Below are 19,545 nucleotides of genomic sequence, written 5' to 3'. Positions count from 1 at the left end.
CAACCTAGCTGAGCCAGCCTATCGCCATGGCCAACCGGCCGCACAGGGCCGCCAGCAGGATGCCAAGCAGGGTGCGCAGCAGCCAGATCACCACCAGTTGCCCCAGGCTCACCGGGATCTTGGTGGCCAGGATGCAGGGGATGGAGGCGGAGAAGAAGAGCACAGAACTCACCGAGACCACGGCGGTCACATAGCGCACCAGCAGATCCGCATCCTTGAGCAGAATGGCGGGCAGGAACATCTCCGCCAAGCCAGCCGAGAGCGCTCTTGCGGTCTCCAGCGGCTCTCCCAAGTCCAGCAGCCAGGTGAGGGGCCACAGCAGCCAGCCCAGCAGATCAAACAGCGGCGTGTGCTGGGCCAGCAGCAGCCCCAGCAGGCCGACGGACAAGATGGTGGGCACCACGGCGGCGGCCATGTAGAGGCCATCCTTGAGGTTGTCCTGCAACTGCCGCAGCACGGGATCCGCCTGGCTGGACTGGGTGAGCCCGGAGGCCAGCGCCGCTTGCCAGCGGCTCATGCCCTCCGGCAGCGGCTCGTCGGTCTCGCCCTGGTGCGCCATGGTGCTGATGGGGGGAACCCGCGCCAGGATGGCGGTGATGACGAAGGTGATGACCAGGGTGGACCAGAAGTAGAAGTTCCAGTGCCCCATCAGGTTGAGGGTCTTGGCCACTATGATCATGAAGGCGGCGGAGACGGTGGAGAAGCCGGTGGCGATGATGACCGCCTCCCGTACCGTGTACTTGCCCGCGAGGAAGACCCGGTTGGTGATGAGCAGGCCCACCGAGTAGCTGCCGACGAAGGAGGCGACCGCATCGATGGCGGAGTGGCCCGGGGTGCGCCAGAGTGGGCGCATCACCGGTTGCATCAGCACGCCGATGAGCTCCAGCAGGCCGAAGCCGAGCAGGAAGGTGAGGGCCATGGCGCCTATGGGCACTATGAGGCCCACCGACATGGCCAGCTTGTCAAAGAGGAAGGGCAGGCGATCCGGCGTCATCAGCCAGGCGGGGCCCCAATCGGCCACATACATGATGGCCAGCCCCAGCCCGAGCAGCTTGAACAGGCTCAGCAGTCTGTCGATGGGGCGGGCGCGCCAGCGACCATCCAGCAGCGGGCTGATGGCACCATAGGCGATCAGCAGCAGGATCAGCCCCAGGGCGAGCGGGCGCTGCGCCATCAGGAAGCCCGCTAGGTGATCCACCAGTATGGTGCTGCGGCCCGCGAGCTCGAAGGGCACGAAAAAGATGGCGATGCCGAGCACACTGGTCAGCAGCAGTTTGATGCCAGCCCCTGAGCGGGCAGGGGCGGTAAGTGCGTGTTCAGGTTCCATTTCCTCTCCTTGTGATCCACATGGTTCAACTCCCTTGATGACCTAATTTGTATATACAATATCGATGCAAGTCCAAAATGGAAACAACAAATACACCAAAAAGCAACATTTGATGAAAATGGAATCCGTATGACGCTTTTCTATGGAGGAGTGCGATCGCGGCACTGTGGGCAGCTGTCTGGTCGTGACAGAGCGGCCGCGCAAGGGACGTCATGGGAAAAGAGGCAAAGGGGGAGGATAGACAGGAGCCGGGCAAATAACGCTTTTCCATAACGACCAAAAAAGCGGAAAACCTGAGCCCGGATTTAAACATTTTCACTGCCCTCATCGAGGGAGGCTTTCTTATAACTATTTATGAAATGCTCATAAAGCCTTTGTTCATTTGACTACTTTTCGAGTATCTCATTGCGGAGTAAGATGCCACTTCAATAAAAATAAGAATTAGGAGTTCGGGTGTGAAGGCATTAGAGAAAGAAAGGATATCGCCCTATATCAGCCAGTTATACGAGTGCGGTATTAATGATTCTGACATTAAGTTGGTGGTGGACCAATTTCGCGCCGACCTGTCCGGCAGTTCATCCCTGTTTTTATTGCGGGATGATGACAAGAGCGACGGAATAAAGCTCTTTTCCAGCGGCTTGACCGAGGCCCAGCAGCAATTTTATGTGCAACACCATCGCCAGGATGTGTGGTTCAATCATTATCTGGACAAGGGCTGCCAGGGGATCGTCAGCGCCAATACCATCTCCAGCTCGGTGGGGCTGCTGGCCAGCTTCGGTGCCCAGTTTGCGGCGGGCGGCGTCTGTCGGGTGAAGGGGCGAGGTCTCAGCACCCTGTGCAGTTACCGCGGCGCCGCTCAGGATGACTTCAGCAGCCGGGATCTCAGCTCCTTGACAGAGATCTATTCTGGTCTGGCCGCCTGGAGCCAGCATTATTGGAACCTGCTGGCCCTGGAAACCCAGAACTATCAGCTGCAGCAACTGGTGAAAAACCATAATAAGCCCAGCGCCATCATAGATGACAAGGGGCATATTCATTATTCCAATGTGGCGTTCAACCGCATCGCCGATGAAAACGTCGAGCTGCGGGCGGTCAATGGTATTTTCTCTTTGCAAAATAAGGAGCAGCAACGTCAGCTCAAGGAGACCTTGAATGGCTTTGCCTATTTGCTGCCAGGCGCCAGCGCCTATATGTCCATTCCCCGTCAGTCCAATCTCAGGCCCCTGCTGATCCAGTGCACCCTGATGAGCGGCCTCAGCCGCTTCGAGCGCTATGTGGAAGTGGTATTGCGCGATCCCGAGCACTCCTTCAACCCGGACATAGAGGCGCTGGCCAGCCTCTATCCCCTCACCATTGGCGAGAAGGAGCTGCTGGTGCTGATGAGCAAGGGCTACAGCAGCAACGACATCGCCGAACTGCGCGGTGTCAAAGTGGAAACAGTGCGCTCCACCCTCAAGGGGGTGTTCAAGAAGACCGACTGCCACAGCCAGAACGAGCTGCTGCTGCTGCTGCAATCCATCTCCTGATAGGCACCAGCTATGCTTGGAGTGAGCCGGGCATAGTGCCTGGCTCGCGCCTCCCGTCGGGAGGCCTGTCGGGGGAAGCGTCATGGAATCACTCAAGGCAAGGGATTATATGCAGACCAAGCCCATCACGTTCAGCGCGGACATGATGGTGCAAAATGCGGTCACCAAGTTTCTCAACAGTCATCAGCTCGGCGGCCCCGTGGTGGACAGCCTGGGGCACCTGATTGGCTGGGTGTCCGAGCAGGATTGCATTGCCGTCATGTTGAAAGAGGCCTATCACTGCGAGCAGGTGGCCCAGGTCAAGGATGTGATGCGCAAGGAGGTGCTGGCCGTGGGGCCAGACACCAGCATCCTGGATCTGGCGGAGATGATGATGGGCCAAAAGCCGAAGATCTATCCCGTGGTGGAGGAGGGTCGTCTGCTCGGGGTGATCAGCCGCCACAACGTGATGCAGGCCATTCACGCCCAGCTGGGGACCTGCTTCGTGCATCAGGCCAGGGTTTGATCCGGTTTTGCCGGATCATCGGGAGCAGGCCGGGGGCCTGCTCTTTTTATTGCCCGCAGCGCCATAGAACCTTGCCGGTGCCGCTTTAAGGCTTGCACCGCCCCCGCTCGCTCTTTAGGATCGCTCCCAGCTTATCGATATGGCCCCTCTGGGCACTTATTTAAGGAATTCCTACCTTGTCTCTCTCTATCGAGGCGCTGCGCCGCCGTCTCTCTGCCTGCATGAATCTCGATGCCCGTCGCCTTTCCAGCCGTCTGCACGGGGTCAAGAAGCTGCCGGAAGGCAAACAGACCGCCATGCTGGAGACCCTAGCAGCCGATCTGGCGGTGGCCGAATCGCGCTATCAATCCCGTCTGGCGGGCGTGCCCAGGGTCACTTACCCGGACAACCTGCCGGTCAGCCAGAAGCAGGCGGAGATAGCAAAGGCGATCAGTGAACACCAGGTGGTGATCATCGCCGGCGAAACCGGCTCGGGCAAGACCACCCAGATCCCCAAGATTTGTCTCTCGCTCGGGCGCGGGGTCAAGGGCTATATAGGCCACACCCAGCCGCGGCGCCTCGCGGCCCGCACGGTAGCGGCCCGTATCGCGGAAGAGATGGAGTCAGAGCTCGGCCAGTACGTGGGCTACAAGGTGCGCTTTACCGATCAGGTGAGCGAGCAGACCCATATCAAGCTGATGACAGACGGTATCCTGCTGGCGGAGATCCAGCACGACCGCATGCTCACCCAGTACGACACCATCATCATCGATGAGGCCCACGAGCGCAGCCTCAACATCGACTTCATCCTGGGCTATCTCAAGCAGCTGCTGCCAAGGCGCCCGGATCTCAAGGTGATCATCACCTCGGCCACCATAGATCCCCAGCGCTTCTCCCGCCATTTTAACCAGGCGCCCATCATAGAAGTCTCAGGCCGTACCTATCCGGTGGAGGTGCGCTACCGCCCCCTGTTTGTTGATAAAAAAAGCAGCGACAAGAGCGAGGGGCTGGAGGAGCGCGACGAGCTGCAGGGCATCTTCGATGCAGTCGAAGAGCTGGCCCGAGAGGGGCTGGGGGACATCCTCATCTTCATGAACGGCGAGCGGGAAATTCGCGACACCGCCGACGCCCTGCGCAAGCTCAACCTGCGTGACACCGAGGTGCTGCCGCTCTACGCCCGCCTCTCCAATGCCGAGCAGAACAAGGTGTTCCAGCAACATGCCGGGCGGCGCATAGTGCTCGCCACCAACGTGGCGGAAACCTCGCTGACGGTGCCGGGCATCCGCTATGTGATCGATCCGGGCACAGCCCGCATCAGCCGTTACTCCTGGCGCACCAAGGTGCAGCGTCTGCCCATAGAGCCTGTCTCCCAGGCCAGTGCCAACCAGCGTAAAGGTCGCTGCGGCCGGGTGGCGGACGGTATCTGTATCCGCCTCTACTCGGAAGAAGATTTCAATGGCCGTCCGGCCTTTACCGATCCCGAGATCCTGCGCACCAACCTGGCCTCCGTCATCTTGCAGATGCTGGCGCTCGGCCTTGGCAACATGGAGGCCTTCCCCTTCGTCGAGCCGCCGGAGTCGCGCCATATCAAGGATGGCCTGACCCTGCTCAAAGAATTGGAGGCGGTCAAAGAGCTGCCCGGCACCCGGGAGCAGGAACCCAAGTTGCAGCTGACCGAAACCGGTCGCCAGCTCTCGCGCATTCCCCTCGATCCGCGGCTCGCCAGGATGGTGATCACGGCGGCGCAAACCGGCTGTCTGAGCGAGGTGATGGTGATCACCGCCGGCCTCAGCATCCAGGATCCCCGTGAGCGGCCCATGGAGAAGAAGCAGGCCGCCGACGAGCAGCACAGACGTTTCGAGGACAAGGATTCCGATTTCTTCACCTTCGTCAATCTGTGGAATTACCTCAAAGAGCAGCAGGATCTCCTCGGCAGCAACCCCTTCCGCCGCATGTGCCAGAAGGAGTTTCTCTCCTACCTGCGGGTGCGTGAGTGGCAGGATATCCACTTCCAGCTGCGCCAGACGGTGAAAGAGCTGGGCTTCAAAGCCAACCATGAGCCTGCCGATTTCAAGACGGTGCACTGCGCCCTGCTGACGGGACTGCTCAGCCACATCGGCAACAAGGATCTGGAAAAGCCGGAGTTTCTCGGCGCCCGCAACGGCCGCTTCCACCTCTTCCCGGCCTCGGGCCTGTTCAAGAAGCCGCCCAAGTGGGTGATGGCCGCAGAATTGGTGGAGACTTCCCGCCTCTACGCCCGCATCAACGCCAAGATCGAGCCGGAATGGGTAGAGCCCCTGGCGGCGCACCTCATCAAGCTGCACCACAGCGACCCCCACTGGTCGAAGAAAAACGGCGCCGTCATGGCCAAGGAGAAGGTAACCCTCTACGGCCTGACCCTGGTCAATGAGCGCACCATCAACTTCAGCCGCATCGATCCGGCCCAGTGCCGCGAGCTCTTCATTCGCCGCGCCCTGGTGGAAGGGGACTTCGAGACCCGCCACCGCTTCTTTGGCGAGAACCGCAAGCTCCTGGCCGAGGTGGAGGCGCTGGAACACAAGTCGCGCCGTCGCGACATCCTGGTGGATGACGAGGATCTGTTCCGCTTCTACGACGCCCGCCTGCCGGAGGAGGTGATCTCCGCCCGTCACTTCGACAAGTGGTGGAAAGAGGCGCAGAAGCAGGATCCCGAGCTGCTCAACTTCGAGAAAGAGATGCTGATGAAGGGGGATGCGGCCCACATCAGCGATCTCGACTACCCCAACTTCTGGCAGCAGGGGCGCCTCAAGCTCAAGCTGACCTACCAGTTCGAGCCGGGGGAGGCCGCCGATGGCGTCACCCTGCATATTCCGTTGCCGCTGCTCAACCAGGTGGAGGTGAAGGGGTTCGAATGGTTGATCCCCGGGCTGCGCCATGAGCTGCTGGTGGCCCTCATCAAGTCGATGCCAAAGCCCATGCGCAAGAACTTCGTGCCGGCCCCGAACTACGCCGATGCGCTGCTCGCCACCCTCAATCCCGAGCAGGGGCCGCTGCTGGACGAGATGGAGCGTCAGCTGCGCCGCATGACGGGGGTCACAGTGCCCCGGGAAGCCTGGGACTGGGCATCGGTGCCCGATCACCTGAAACTCACCTTCCGGGTGGTGGATGACAAGCACAAGCCCATCGCGGAAGGCAAGGATCTGGAGGCGCTGAAGGAATCCCTGCGCGGCAAGGTGCAGGAGACCCTCTCCCAGGTGGCGGACGACGACATAGAGCAGTCGGGCCTCACCCTGTGGAGCTTTGGCGAGCTGCCTCAGGAGTACAGCCAGAAGCGGAGCGGCTTCGAGGTGAAGGCCTATCCGACCCTGGTGGATCAGAAGGACTCGGTCGCCATCCAGCTGGTGGAGAGCCCGGTGGCCCAGCAGCAGCTGATGTGGGCGGGCCAGCGTCGACTGGTGCTGCTCAACGTGCCATCTCCCATCAAGTATCTGCAGGAGAAGCTGCCGAACAAGGCCAAGCTGGGGCTCTACTTCAACCCCTTCGGCAAGGTGGCCGAGCTGATTGACGACTGCATCGCCTGCGGCTGTGACAAGCTCATGGAGCAGCACGGCGGCCTGGCCTGGGACGAGGCCGGGTTCGAGTCGCTCAAGGAGTTTGTCCGCGCCGAGCTCAACGATGCCGTGGTGGAGGTGGCCAAACAGGTAGAAGCCGTGCTGACCCTCTCCCATGAGATCAAGAAGCGGCTCAAGGGCAAGATGCAGCTCGACACCGCCTTTGCCATGTCGGACATCCAGTTGCAGCTGGGCAACCTCATTCACAAGGGGTTTGTCACCGAAACCGGCTGGCAGCGGCTGCCTGATTTGCTGCGCTACCTGCGCGCCATCGAGCGGCGTCTCGAGAAGCTGGCCATCGATCCCAACCGGGACAGGGTCCATATGCTCAAGGTGCAGAGCGTGGAGAGCGATTACAAGGCGCTGCTTGCCAAGATCCCCAAATCCCAGCCGATCCCACCCGAGGTGGCCAATATCCGCTGGATGATTGAAGAGCTGCGGGTCTCCTTCTTCGCCCAGCAGCTGGGGACGCCGTACCCCATCTCGGATAAACGGGTGCAGAGCGCCATAGCCCAGTGCTAAGCTGCTATCTATCTGTTTTCTGAGCCATAGCGTGGCGAAGAGTGCGACGAAGAGTGTGGCGATAAGAGCCAGGGAAGCGCAGGAAGGGAGGCCATCACATGCTGGGGATCTGGTTGGGGGTTGCGCTGGTCAACATCAGCGGCTATCAGCCCATTGCGGAGCAAACCTGGGTGCAGCTCAACCCGGAGTACTATCCGGTGCACAGGGCCGTGCCTCCCATCTTCGTGGCCTGGCGGGGCAACCAGTTCCCGCCGCTCGAACAGAAGAAGAAGAACGGCCACTGGCAGATCCTGTTTCCCGCCCGTCTGGTGCCCCCCTTCGATCTGTTCGAAGGGGAGGCCCAGCTCTCCAAGGCCTATCTGGCAAGGCTCAAGCGCATCGATGAGATGGCCTATGGCATGGCCCCGCATTCGGTCGTGCAGCCCGTCGCCAGCGGCTCTCTCGCCCCTCAGGATCAGGGAGGGGCGGCCTTTATTGCCGAGTTCTCCTTGCCGGGATCGAGTGCGGGGAGGGGGCGTATGCCGCAGCGCGAGCCGCTGCTGGCCAATTTGATGGGGCGGGCGGCGTTCATCCCTCAGGGAACTCCCGTTCAGGTCGGGGCCGTGCAGATCGCCACCCTGGGCCAGGGAGCCGAGGGGACCACTCTCACCCTGTCTGCGGCTGCGGCGGGAGGGGCATCACGAGTCTGTCATCAGGTGGCGGCGGGGGAGACGCTCTGGCGCATCGCCAGCCAGCTCCAGGCACAGGTGGGCAGCGGGTCTGATACCTACAGCTATCTGTTGGCGCTGGTGCAGGAGAATCGCCCCGGAATGGGCAAGGGGATAAGGGTACAGACAGGCCAGCGCCTTTACTGTCCCAAGGCCGAGACCCTGGCCCAGTTCGACGCCATGAGCCCGGCCCAGCGCCAGCAGCAGTTTGCCCGTCTGGAGCAGGGGCGCTGAGCCGCGTTCGGATAAGATCTGATGCCGCTGTGGGGAGGGGCAGATGGCGAGTCGCGCGTCCCTTGTATCCACCCCGGGCCCATGCTAGTATTCGCGCTCGTTTTGCGAGGTGCTGACCGGTCGCAGTCAACACCATATATTCATCTTAAAAGAGATAACCACTATGTCTTTCGTATTCCAAGCTGAAGTCCGTTCTGACCTGGGGAAAGGTGCGAGCCGCCGCCTGCGTCATGCTGACCAAGTTCCTGCCATCGTTTACGGTGCAGGCAAAGAAGCCGTGTCCGTTACCCTGGACCACAAGAAGCTGATCCTGGCCCAAGAGAAGCCGGAGTTCTACTCCTCCGAGCTGACCCTGGTCATCAACGGCGAAGAAGTAAAAGTAAACGTCAAGGCGATCCAACGTCACCCGGTACGTTACAAGCTGGTTCACCTGGACTTCGTACGCATCTAATTGCGTCAGTCCGGTTGAATGAAAAGCCACTCCTCGGAGTGGCTTTTTGCATTCTGACGTTCTTGCCGCAGCCATGAAAGAGGGCGACCCTGGGGTCGCCCTCTCGTCTTTTTCCTCTCTACCAGACCGGCTGGCTGAGGTAGGGATTGCTCGCCTTCTCGCGACCAAAGGTGGAGCTGGGGCCGTGGCCGGGCACGAAGACGATGTCATCCCCAAGGGGCAGCAGGGTCTCGGTGATCGACTTGATAAGCGTCCCGTGATCCCCACGGGGAAAATCGGTACGGCCTATACTGCCGGCAAAGAGCACGTCTCCCACCCAGGCGAGTCGCTCGGCCTGGCAGAGCAGCACTATGTGCCCCGGGGTATGGCCCGGGCAAAAATAGACCTCCAGCTCGCAGTGGCCCAGCTGCACCTTGTCGCCTTGCTCAAGCCACTGGTCGGGACAAAATGCCGGGGTATGGGCGAAGCCGAACATCTGGCTCTGCTGGGGCAGTATGTCGAGCCAGAAGGCATCTTCCTTGTGGGGCCCGGTGATGGATACGCCGGTCTGCTCGCGCAGCTGGTTGGCGGCCCCCACGTGATCCAGATGACCGTGGGTCAGCAGTATATGGGTCAGGGTCAGCCCCCGTTTGGCGATGGCCGCCAGCAGTTTGTCCGCCTCGCCACCCGGGTCGATCAGCGCCGCCTGATGGGTCTCGTCACACCAGATGAGGGAACAATTCTGGGCGAAAGGGGTGACCGGGATCACCTCGAACTTCAACATGTGGGACTCTCCTGAGGGGTCTGACGGGCGTGCTGCTCGGCGAAGTAGGCGAGGCAGGCCTGCTTGTCACCGCGAAACTGGATCCGCTCGCGTTTGTTGTTCAGCTGATAGAGGTACATGGGGTCATAGTAGCGGGTCAGCAGCAGGCGGATCCAGGCGAGGTGCAGCGCCGTATCCCCCGTGCTGGCCTGCTCCTTGAGGGCGGCCTGCATCAAGCCATCCAGCTCCCGGTGATCCTTGTCCCCGAGGCGGCGCTTGAGCCGGGCCAGGGCATCGGTCAGGTAGCCGGCAAACAGCGGCCAGCCGTCCTCAGCGCCATACATCTCCAGGTAGCGTTGCCAGAGATCCTGCACGTAATCCACCCGGATCTGCTCGGCTCGCTCCTCCTGGGGCACCTCAACCACCACCAGGGGGGCCTGGCACATGGCCTCATAGAGGTTAAGAGGCAGGGCGCAGCGACCGATGAGGCGGCTTTCGTCTTCCACCACGAAGGCATGTTCGCCCTTGTGGCGGCGCTTGAGCAGCTCTATGGCCAGCCGGTTTTCGAAGTTGATGTTGCTGGGCTGGCCTCCCGGCAACTGGCCAAAGGAGGATCCCCTGTGATGGGCGTGCCCTTCCAGATCCACCGACTGGGCAATGTTGGCCAGCATGTGGGTCTTGCCGGAGCCTGTCATGCCGGTCAGCACGTGCCAGTGGCACTGGGCGCTGGCGCTCTCCTGGGTATCGATGAGAAAGCGGCGCAGCTCCTTGTAGCCGCCGGCCACCCTGGGGCGGATGACCCCCGCCTCGGACAGCCACTGCTGCACCGTCTGCGAGCGCAGGCCGCCGCGAAAACAGTAGAGCAGGGCATCTGGCTGCTGGCGCAACTGCGCCAGCCATCCTTCGATACGGGCGGCGCGCACGGCGCCCCCCACCAGCTTGTGGCCGAGTTCAATGGCCGCCGCCTGACCCTGCCGCTTGTAACAGGTGCCCACCTGGGCGCGTTCGTCATCCGTCATCAGCGGCAGACTGACGGCGTTGGGAAAGGCCCCTTCCTGGAATTCGACGGGGGCGCGCAGATCGATGAGGGGAATATCCTCCAGGAAGATGGCGGCGAGATCCCTGGCCAGTGGCAGCTCACTCATCGCGCATTCCCCCGGCAGGCCGGTGCCGTCTTGGCAACAAACCGCAGTGCACTCATTGGATGACCTCGATAAAGCGCGCGCCATCCAGTGCCTGCAAGCGGCCAATGGGGGAGAGGCTCAACCCGGCCTGCTCGGCAATGGCGAGGAATTCGGCCTCGGTTTCCTGGCCGACGGCCACCAGCAGGCCGCCACTGGTCTGGGGATCGCACAGTATGTTGCGGGTGCGATCACTCATGGCATCGAGCTTGTGGCCGTAGGAGTCGTGGTTGCGCAGGGTACCGCCCGGCACGCAGCCCTCGGACAGGTAGTGATCCACCTCGTCCAGCAGGGGCAGCGCCTTGAAGTCGAGGCGAGCGCATACCCCTGAACCTTCGCACATCTCCAGCAGGTGGCCCGCCAGCCCGAAGCCGGTGACGTCCGTCATGGCGTGCACGCCGGGCAGGGCCGCAAACTGCTGGCCAATCTTGTTGAGAGTGCACATGGCGTCGGGGGCCAGTTGCTCGTGCTCGGGTTTGAGCTTGCCCTTCTTCTGGGCCGTGGTGAGGATGCCGATGCCAAGGGGCTTGGTGAGATAGAGCACATCACCCACCTTGGCGGTGTCGTTCTGCTTGATGGCATCGAGCGGTACTATGCCGGTCACCGCCAGGCCGAAGATGGGCTCGGGGGCATCGATACTGTGGCCACCGGCGAGCGAGATGCCCGCTTCATGGCACACCTGACGACCGCCGTCGATCACCTGCTGGGCAATCTCAGGCTCGAGCGTGTTGATGGGCCAGCCGAGGATGGCGATGGCGACTATGGGTTTGCCGCCCATGGCGTAGATGTCGCTGATGGCGTTGGTGGCGGCGATGCGACCGAAGGTGAAGGGATCGTCGACGATGGGCATGAAGAAGTCGGTGGTGGAGACTATGCCCTGACCGTTGCCGATGTCCACCACGGCGGCGTCATCCTTGCTGCTGTTACCCACCACCAGGGTCGGATCGTCAAAGCCCGGGATCTGGCTCTTCAAAATGGTGTCGAGCACCTTGGGGGAGATTTTGCACCCACAGCCAGCGCCGTGGCTGTACTGGGTCAGACGAATGGAAGACATGCTTACCCCTCTTGGTTCAAACTCATGTCGGCGCGCGTGGCGCGATAACGGTGTGACCTGTGTGAAGGGTCCACCAGAGACGGGTGATCCGGATGGGCGGCGGGCCGGCAGGGCGTGCCGGGTGGCATTGAGAGTCTGGCCCCCAGAGTCGCGCCAACGGAGTCACGGGACGGCGCATTATGCCACAAAGAGCGTGAGGATTCCGAACCCCATTGACTGCAAGAGGGCCAGGAGACTCCATCATTGGCGGGGCTGTGGGTGGCCCCGGCGGCGAAGGAGGCCAGATGGGAATAGACTGGCAGGGTGCCACCCACACAAGGAGTGATCCCGATGAAACTCTATGCCCACCCTTTTTCGTCCTACAGCCAGAAGGTGCTGATCGCCCTCTACGAGAATGACGTTCCCTTCGATTACCTCAACCTGGAGGCGGCGACGGTGAAGGCCGAACTCGCCAGCCTCTGGCCCCTCAAACGCTTTCCCGTGCTGGTGGATCAGGGGCGCACCCTGATAGAGAGCAGCACCATCATCGAATATCTCCAATGGGCGCATCCCGGCCCCCATTGTCTGGTGCCTGAGGGGGAGGCGGGGATCGAGGTTCACATGCTCGATCGCCTGTTCGACAACTATGTGATGACGCCCATGCAGAAGGTGGTGCTGGACAGGATGCGCCCGGCGGGGGATCACGATGGCTACGGCGTCGCCCAGGCCCGGGAGCTGCTGGACAAGATCTACCCCTGGCTGGACCAGCGCCTCGCCGGACGCACCTGGGCGGCAGGGGAGGCGTTCACCCTGGCCGATTGCGCCGCCGCCCCCTCGCTCTTCTATGCCGACTGGGCCCATGAGATCCCGCACTCACTCACCAGGCTGTGTGCCTACCGCGCCCGTCTGCTGGGTCACCCCTCCATAGTCCGGGTGGTGGATGAGGCACGGCCCTATCGCCACTACTTCCCCCTGGGGGCGCCGGCCCGTGACTGAGATGAGCCTTGCTCATGGGCGACGTACGGCCAGCGTGGTCACAGGAGTACGCCCATTGATTGATGCAACGATAAGTTAACGGAAACAAAGGGTTGTCATTCGATTCCAGTCCACTATATTGGTTGAGCAGTTATCATTTCGTTGCCAATTCGTATTGGTACGATCAACAAACAGGTTAATCAATTGAGGATTCATGCATGAGACTGACCCAGATTGCCAAGAGTGTTGCATTGGCGGGTATGCCACGTCACCGTGGCCATGCCAGGCTTTGCTCAAGAGAGCCCCAAAGAGGCGACGACAGCGACCAAAGCGGCCAATGATGCCCTCTACAAGCAGCTCCCCTTCGCCAACAAGACAGATTTCACCAATGCCCACAAAGGCTTTATCGCCGCGCTGCCAGATACAGTGATTAAGGGCGAGCAAGGCAATGTGATCTGGGATCCGACCAAATACGCTTTCATCAAGGAGGGGGACAAGGCACCCGATAGCGTCAACCCCAGCCTCTGGCGCCAGTCGCAGTTGATTAACATCAGTGGTCTGTTTGAGGTCACGGATGGCATTTACCAGATCCGCAACCTTGATCTGTCCAACATGACCATCATCGAAGGCAAGGATGGCATCACCATAGTGGATCCCTTGATTTCGGCGGAGACAGCCAAAATTGGTCTGGATCTCTACTACAAGCATCGCGGCAACAAACCGGTCAAGGCCGTGATCTATACCCACAGCCACGTCGACCACTATGGCGGCGTCAAAGGGATAGTCAGTGAAGAGGACGTCAAGTCCGGCAAGGTCAAGGTCTATGCCCCCGAGGGCTTCATGGAGGCGGCCGTAGCCGAAAACATCATGGCAGGCAACGCCATGAGTCGCCGCGCCAGCTACATGTATGGCAACCTGCTGCCGCCTGATGCCAAGGGGCAGGTGGGTGCCGGGCTTGGTACCACCACGTCCGCCGGTACCGTGACCCTGATTGCGCCAACGAATTACATCACCAAGACGGGTCAGAAAGAGAGTATCGATGGCCTGACCTATGAATTCATGATGGCACCGGGCTCCGAAGCGCCAGCCGAGATGCTCTGGTACATCGAAGAGAAGAAGGCCATCTCTGCGGCCGAAGATGCCACCCATACCCTGCATAACACCTACTCCCTGCGTGGCGCCAAGATCCGCGAGCCGCTGCCCTGGTCCAAGTATCTTAATCAGGCTCTGACCATGTGGGGCGACAAGGCTGAGGTGATCTTCGCCCAGCACCACTGGCCTACCTGGGGGAACGAGGAGGTCACGACACTGCTCAAGTCCCAGCGCGACCTCTATCGCTATATCAACGATGAAACCCTGCGAATGATCAACCACGGCTATACCCGTGACGAAATCGCCGCCAAGTTCAAGCTGCCGGACAACCTGGCCAACACCTGGTCAAGCCGGGGCTACTATGGCTCCATCAGCCACAACGTCAAGGCGACCTATGTGCTCTATCTGGGCTGGTTTGACGGTAACCCGGCCACCCTGGATGAGCTGCCGCCGGTGGAGGCCGCCAAGAAGTATGTCGATTACATGGGTGGAGCCGACAATATCCTGAAAAAAGCGAAAGAGGATTTTGCTCAAGGCAATTATCGCTGGGTGGCTCAGGTCGTGAGCAAAGTGGTGTTTGCCGATCCGGATAACCAGGCGGCTCGCGCCCTGGAAGCCGATGCCCTCGAACAAATGGGTTATCAGGCCGAATCCGGCCCGTGGCGCAACTTCTACCTGACTGGAGCCAAGGAGCTACGCGGGGGTGTCACAAAGCTGGCTACCCCGAATACCGCCAGCCCGGATACGGTGCGTGCCATGTCACTGGATATGTTCTTTGACTACCTGGCAGTGCGTCTGAACAGTGAAAAGGCGGGCAATGCCCATGCAATGCTGAACTTCGACTTCGGTGATCAAGGAGGGAAGTACAAGATCGAGCTGGAAAATGGTGTGCTCAACAACACCGCCAATGCCCAGGACGAGAAGGCCGATGCGACCATCACGCTCTCGCGCGATGTGCTCAATAACCTGCTGCTCAAGCAGACCACCTTCGAACAGGCGGTGGCTGCAGGGGACATCAAGATCAACGGCAATGCCGATAAACTCAAGGAAGTGCTCAGCTATCTGGACAACTTCGAGTTCTGGTTCAACATCGTTACCCCATGATCAAGCCATTGGCTCGACTCCTGCTCTGCGCCCTGGTCCTGGGGGCTTCCCCCACGACCAGGGCTTGCGGCTATGACATGGCCTGGGATAATCCCTTCCAGCTCAGTTGGCCAGGCTCGTTGGACATCGCAATGGCGACCTCGGCAGCCATCTCGACGGACAAGCTGAACCCCATCCCCGCCATCATGGGCAAGGAGGGGTTTTCCCGCAGCTACCAGTGGCTCAATCAACTGAGAGCGAGTCTGAAAACGACTGGTATTCCGGGCAATGTGTCCATTCTGCTGGTGGATTCAGGGCTCTGGTCCAGGTTGAGGGGCAAACAGACACTGTTGTTGCAGAGTCACACTCAGGGGCCCGTCGAGGGTGACAGGGTGGTGCTGCTGAGCGAGGCTGCCATTGATGCCTTGCTGGCGGGACGTCTCTCGGCGAGCGACGCCGTGGCGTTGGGAGTGATGCGGATCGATGAGGATGCTGGTGGTGTCTTGTTGCAACGGCTGGATCAGGCCCTTGCAAGGGAGATCGCCCGTCGTTGATACAACCGATAACGAAAAGGCCGCCTGTTGGGCGGCCTTTTTATTGGCGACATTCATGCAATGCAGATTGGTGTCGTCGCCAGGATCAGCGGGCGCGCACCACCAGCCCCTTGAGGTAGAAGCCTTCCGGATAGGCGGTACCTATGGGGTGATCGGAAGCCTGGGAGAGCAGCTCCAGGATCTGGGCATCGCGACCGGCATCGAGGGCCGCATCGGCCACTATCTTCTGGAACAGGCTCTGCTCCATCAGGCCGGAGCAGGAGTAGGTCAAGAGCACGCCACCCGGCGCCAACAGCTGGAACGCCAGCATGTTGATGTCCTTGTAGCCGCGGCAGGCACCCAGCAGCTGGGCCTTGCTCTCGGCAAACTTGGGCGGATCCAGCACGATGACATCGAACTTCTCGCCCTTCTCGCGGTATTCCCGCAGCAGCTTGAACACGTCGTGGCGCACGAACTGGGTGGTACTGGTATCCAGACCGTTCAGCTCGGCGTTCTGGCGGGCTATGTCCAGGGCATTCTGGGAGAGATCGACGTTGACCACCTCACGGGCGCCGCCCTTGAGGGCGTAGACGCCAAAACCGCCGGTGTAGCAGAAGCAGTTGAGCACGCGCTTGCCTTCGGTGTACTTGGCGGCGGCCTGGCGGTTGTCGCGCTGATCCAGATAGAAGCCGGTCTTGTGGCCGTTGCGGATGTCCACCAGGATCTTGACGCCGCCGTTCTCCTCGATCACCACAGGCTCGGTCGGGGTCTCGCCATGGATGACGCCAGTGCGCTCTTTGAGCCCCTCCTTCTTGCGTACCGCCACGTCGGAGCGCTCATAGATGCTGCACTCGGGGTAGAGGGTACGCAGGGCCTGGGTTATCAGCTCGCGCTGGAACTCGGCCCCGGCGGAGAGGATCTGGCACACCAGGAAGTTGGCGTAACGGTCTATGGTCAGGCCCGGCAGGCCGTCGGATTCGGCGGCGCAGAGGCGATAGCCGGTGAGGCCCTGACGCTTGATCAGCGGGTCCCGGGACTCCTGGGCATACTTGAGGCGACGGATGAAGAAGTCGAGATCGACGGTTTCATCCTTGTCGAAGGTCCAGACCCGGGCACGGATCTGGGAGCTGCCTGACCAGGCGCCCCGGGCGAGCCACTTGCCATCGTTTGAGTAGATCTCGACGGTATCGCCATCGATGGGGTTGCCCTGCACCTTGTCGATCCCCTTGGAGAAGATCCAGGGGTGACGGCGCAGCAGGGATTTTTCGCGGCCTTTGACGAGATAGATGGAAGCGCTCATGGGTAGTTGCCGATGCTAAAAAGAGAAGGGGGCATATAGTAGGGGCTGTTGCGGTTAGTGCGCAAGCCGCGTCGCAGCGATAAATGCACAGGTGCAGCTGTTGTGGCGCCGGGCGTCCTGTGCAGAAACGCCTTATATCGCCCCGACGGGATGCTGGAAAGGGGGTGAAAAAAAGGCCATCCGCGAGATGGCCTTTCTGTGACACTGGGCTGGCGTCAGATCCGCAGGCCCGTCATGGCCTGGCCGAGCTCGGTGGCGGTGGCCTTGAGGCCTGTGGTGCCGGCCACCGAGGCGCTGGCGGACTCTTCCACCCGGCTGGCTTCGTGGCGCACCTGATCCAGGTTGCGGGTGATCTCCTCTGCCACCGAGCTCTGCTCTTCGCTGGAGGTGGCGATCTGGGTGCTCATCTCCAGCACGGCGTCGCTGTGGTTGCTCAGCTTGTCGATGTCCTGGCCCACCTCGGTGATGAGCTGCTGGCTGGTGGCGGCGCGCCCGACCGTCTTCTCCATGATGTCGTTAAGCGCCCCAGTGCCGGCCTGCAGCTCTTCAATCATCTGCTGGATCTCCACAGTGGCCTGTTGGGTGCGGCTGGCGAGGGTGCGTACCTCGTCTGCCACCACGGCAAAGCCACGGCCCTGCTCGCCGGCCCGGGCGGCCTCGATGGCGGCGTTGAGCGCCAGCAGGTTGGTCTGCTGGGAGATGGCGTTGATGACGTTGACCACCTCGTTGATGCGGTTGGCATTGTGGGTCAGCCGCTCGACGGCGCCGGAGGCGTTGCCTATCTCGTCCGCCAGGGTACGGATGGCGGCAATGGTGCGAGCCACCCGCTGGGCGCCGTTGGCCGCCTCTTCACTGGATTGGCGGGTCTGCAGCAGGGTGTCGTTGGCGTTGCGGGCCACTTCGCGGATCGCCGCAGACATCTGCTCCATGGCGGCGGCCAGGGAGTCCATGTGCTGGCGCTGGGCGCGGGCCAGGGTCTCTCCGTCACTGGCGTGCTCGCGGAACTCGTCGGCGGCCATGGTGAGCGCCTCGGCGGACTCCTCCACCAGTTGCACTATCTTGTGCTGGCGATCGGTGAAGCGGTCGATGCTGCCCGCCAGGATGGAGAACTCGTCCCGCACCGGGAAGAAGTTGAGGCGGAAGGTGAGATCCCCGTTTGCCACCGTCTGCAGCGCCTTGTTAGTGGAGTAGAGGGCACCGGAGACGAAGGTCATCAGATAGTGGGTGATGAGGGCAAGCAGGGCGGCCAGCACGGCTATGATGGTGAGGGTCGTCCCCTGTCCACCCCACATGGAAAAGTTGCCGGCGTCCAGGGTGCCGCTGACAAAACCAGCCTGACCGGCCTGGGCACTATATTGAAAGCGATCTCCCTGCTGGGTCAGACCGGTGCTGCCGGTAGGCGCCAGGGTGAGCTCGGCCGGCAGGGTGAGGGTGGGCTGCTGGGTGATCAGCTGGGCCGTGGTCTCTACCCGTTGCTTGAGTTGATCCAGCCGGATCTGCATCTGCTGATGATGGCCGTCTGCCAGCAGGTACCAGGTGAGGAAGGCGATGAACAACAAGGGGCACCAGAAGGTGATGAGAAATTTTTCGCTGATCGTGAGGTGAATGAGATAACGGTCAACCCACCGGAATTTAACTTCTTTCATAATGGTATTGCGTCCTGCAAGGGGGAGAGAGTGTCGTGCTCATTATCGCCCTGGTGGAAAATTTCTTAAGGGGAAGGTGTGATAAATGGGAGAGCAATCGTTTGTCGTGCGGGTGTGGGGCCAGGTACAGGGGGTGGGGTTTCGTTACTTCACCCGGGAGCGGGCACTGCAGCTGGGGCTGAGGGGACATGCCTACAACCTGGAAGATGGCTCTGTGGAGATCCTGATCGCCGGCCCTGAGCAGAAGGTGCAGATGATGCTGGGCTGGCTGGAACACGGGCCCCGAACGGCCACGGTGACCCGAATGGAGTGCACCCGGGCATTGCCCCCCACGGGCTCCGGTTTTCATACCAACTGAGCAGGCAGGAGGCTGGCAGATGATGGATCAGGGCAAGGGGCTGGAGCAGGCACGCCGTCTCATGGATCAATACTGGGCCGCCACCCTGGCCCTGCGCCAGCGGGCGGGATCGGAGGAGGTCCATGGCTACCGGATTGCGACCCGTCGCCTGCTGGCCTTGCTCGCGCTCTGGCGTCCCCTGATCCATGAACCCGGGCTGGAGCGGCGACTGATGCGCGCGGTGGGCAGACTCTCCGCCCTGCGGGATGCCCAGGTCTATGCGGCGCACTTTGGCGGCAAGCCCCTCCCTGAGGCCGCCCCCCGGGTGCCCATGCTGACGGTGCGACTGGCGCGCTGGCTGGATCGGCTGTTGCTGGTCCCTGCCGACTTCAATCCCTTGCCGCTTTATCAGATGCATCTGGCGCTTGGTCTGGCGGATTGTCTGGCCGAGCCCGGGCTGGAGCACTCTGCCGGCAACAGGCTGCGGTTGCGTCACTGGCACAGGTTGCGGCTGGTCCTGAAGCAGACCCGTTATGGGGTGGAGCTGCTGGTGGGGCAGGGGGAGGGCGATCCGGCCTGGCTCTCCATGCTGATCGAGTGGCAGGACAGGCTGGGTCAGTTGCAGGACGCCCGGCAATGGCACAGGCGGCTGCGTCGCCAGACGGGGCGGAACAAGCAAGTGCGGGCCCTGCGGGAGGCGATACGCTGCCAGTTGCACCAGCTGGACTGCCGGCAGGCGGAGCTTGTTGGTCTGCGGATGGCGTTGCAGCGCCAAGGCTAGG

General features: G+C 61.4%; 16 protein-coding genes. 10 read left to right on the top strand and 6 right to left on the bottom strand.

The annotated features are described in order from the left end of the window. Window positions 1-4 precede the first annotated feature (4 nt). Window positions 5-1,327: a YjiH family protein gene (locus AB5Y91_RS09440; protein WP_234690219.1), complete on the bottom strand. Its 1,323-nt coding sequence runs from the start codon at window positions 1,325-1,327 to the stop codon at window positions 5-7. 455 nt (window positions 1,328-1,782) lie between these two features. Between AB5Y91_RS09440 and AB5Y91_RS09435 the strand changes: the two genes are divergently transcribed. The 5 genes from AB5Y91_RS09435 (at window position 1,783) to rplY (ending at window position 8,841) form a co-directional block, all read left to right on the top strand. Continuing rightward, on the top strand, window positions 1,783-2,853 hold the full coding sequence (locus AB5Y91_RS09435) for a helix-turn-helix transcriptional regulator (RefSeq protein WP_111910592.1): 1,071 nt from the start codon (window positions 1,783-1,785) through the stop codon (window positions 2,851-2,853). Window positions 2,854-2,935: 82 nt separating this feature from the next. Next, on the top strand, window positions 2,936-3,358 hold the full coding sequence (locus tag AB5Y91_RS09430; RefSeq protein ID WP_106886806.1) for a CBS domain-containing protein: 423 nt from the start codon (window positions 2,936-2,938) through the stop codon (window positions 3,356-3,358). Window positions 3,359-3,534: 176 nt separating this feature from the next. After that, entirely contained in the window at window positions 3,535-7,449 is a 3,915-nt protein-coding gene (hrpA, locus tag AB5Y91_RS09425) for an ATP-dependent RNA helicase HrpA (RefSeq protein WP_368169627.1), read from the top strand. Window positions 7,450-7,547: 98 nt separating this feature from the next. Beyond that, window positions 7,548-8,390, top strand: a complete 843-nt coding sequence (locus tag AB5Y91_RS09420; RefSeq protein WP_368169626.1) for a hypothetical protein — start codon at window positions 7,548-7,550, stop codon at window positions 8,388-8,390. A gap of 163 nt (window positions 8,391-8,553) precedes the next feature. Beyond that, the gene (rplY, locus tag AB5Y91_RS09415; RefSeq protein WP_025326956.1) at window positions 8,554-8,841 is read left to right on the top strand and encodes a 50S ribosomal protein L25; all 288 of its coding nucleotides are present in this window, start codon (window positions 8,554-8,556) and stop codon (window positions 8,839-8,841) included. A 118-nt stretch (window positions 8,842-8,959) separates the two neighbouring features. Here rplY and AB5Y91_RS09410 read toward each other — a convergent pair whose 3' ends face one another. The 3 genes from AB5Y91_RS09410 to selD are packed head-to-tail and all read right to left on the bottom strand — an operon-like array spanning window position 8,960 to window position 11,818. Beyond that, a complete protein-coding gene (locus tag AB5Y91_RS09410; RefSeq protein WP_368169625.1) occupies window positions 8,960-9,604 on the bottom strand; it encodes an MBL fold metallo-hydrolase in 645 nt (214 codons plus the stop codon). After that, complete coding sequence (gene mnmH, locus AB5Y91_RS09405; RefSeq protein ID WP_368169624.1) at window positions 9,598-10,728, bottom strand: tRNA 2-selenouridine(34) synthase MnmH; 1,131 nt, start codon at window positions 10,726-10,728, stop codon at window positions 9,598-9,600. The genes AB5Y91_RS09410 and mnmH overlap by 7 nt, the downstream gene beginning before the upstream one ends. A 52-nt stretch (window positions 10,729-10,780) precedes the next feature. Beyond that, window positions 10,781-11,818, bottom strand: a complete 1,038-nt coding sequence (gene selD, locus AB5Y91_RS09400; RefSeq protein ID WP_368169623.1) for a selenide, water dikinase SelD — start codon at window positions 11,816-11,818, stop codon at window positions 10,781-10,783. Between the two features lie 330 nt (window positions 11,819-12,148). Here selD and AB5Y91_RS09395 point away from each other — a divergent pair, with 330 nt between their 5' ends. The 3 genes from AB5Y91_RS09395 (at window position 12,149) to AB5Y91_RS09385 (ending at window position 15,501) form a co-directional block, all read left to right on the top strand. Beyond that, window positions 12,149-12,793, top strand: a complete 645-nt coding sequence (locus AB5Y91_RS09395; protein ID WP_111910599.1) for a glutathione S-transferase family protein — start codon at window positions 12,149-12,151, stop codon at window positions 12,791-12,793. A 258-nt stretch (window positions 12,794-13,051) separates the two neighbouring features. Continuing rightward, window positions 13,052-14,968, top strand: a complete 1,917-nt coding sequence (locus AB5Y91_RS09390) for an alkyl/aryl-sulfatase (protein ID WP_368169622.1) — start codon at window positions 13,052-13,054, stop codon at window positions 14,966-14,968. Window positions 14,969-15,099: 131 nt separating this feature from the next. After that, window positions 15,100-15,501, top strand: a complete 402-nt coding sequence (locus tag AB5Y91_RS09385; RefSeq protein WP_244463656.1) for a hypothetical protein — start codon at window positions 15,100-15,102, stop codon at window positions 15,499-15,501. 85 nt (window positions 15,502-15,586) lie between these two features. On the opposite strand, the gene AB5Y91_RS09380 is transcribed toward AB5Y91_RS09385, so the two are convergent. After that, the gene (locus AB5Y91_RS09380) at window positions 15,587-16,780 is read right to left on the bottom strand and encodes a class I SAM-dependent methyltransferase (RefSeq protein WP_139434534.1); all 1,194 of its coding nucleotides are present in this window, start codon (window positions 16,778-16,780) and stop codon (window positions 15,587-15,589) included. A gap of 215 nt (window positions 16,781-16,995) precedes the next feature. Continuing rightward, a complete protein-coding gene (locus AB5Y91_RS09375; RefSeq protein WP_368169621.1) occupies window positions 16,996-18,426 on the bottom strand; it encodes a methyl-accepting chemotaxis protein in 1,431 nt (476 codons plus the stop codon). Between the two features lie 85 nt (window positions 18,427-18,511). Here AB5Y91_RS09375 and AB5Y91_RS09370 point away from each other — a divergent pair, with 85 nt between their 5' ends. Both AB5Y91_RS09370 and AB5Y91_RS09365 read left to right on the top strand, forming a co-directional pair. Continuing rightward, entirely contained in the window at window positions 18,512-18,784 is a 273-nt protein-coding gene (locus AB5Y91_RS09370; RefSeq protein WP_106886796.1) for an acylphosphatase, read from the top strand. Window positions 18,785-18,803: 19 nt separating this feature from the next. After that, the gene (locus AB5Y91_RS09365) at window positions 18,804-19,544 is read left to right on the top strand and encodes a CHAD domain-containing protein (RefSeq protein WP_368169620.1); all 741 of its coding nucleotides are present in this window, start codon (window positions 18,804-18,806) and stop codon (window positions 19,542-19,544) included. The last annotated feature ends 1 nt before the right edge of the window (window position 19,545 follow it).

The organism is Aeromonas sp. R4-3 (assembly GCF_040908275.1).
GTDB classification, from domain to species: Bacteria; Pseudomonadota; Gammaproteobacteria; order Enterobacterales; family Aeromonadaceae; genus Aeromonas; species Aeromonas rivipollensis.
This window is presented reverse-complemented; position numbering and strand designations above follow the sequence as displayed.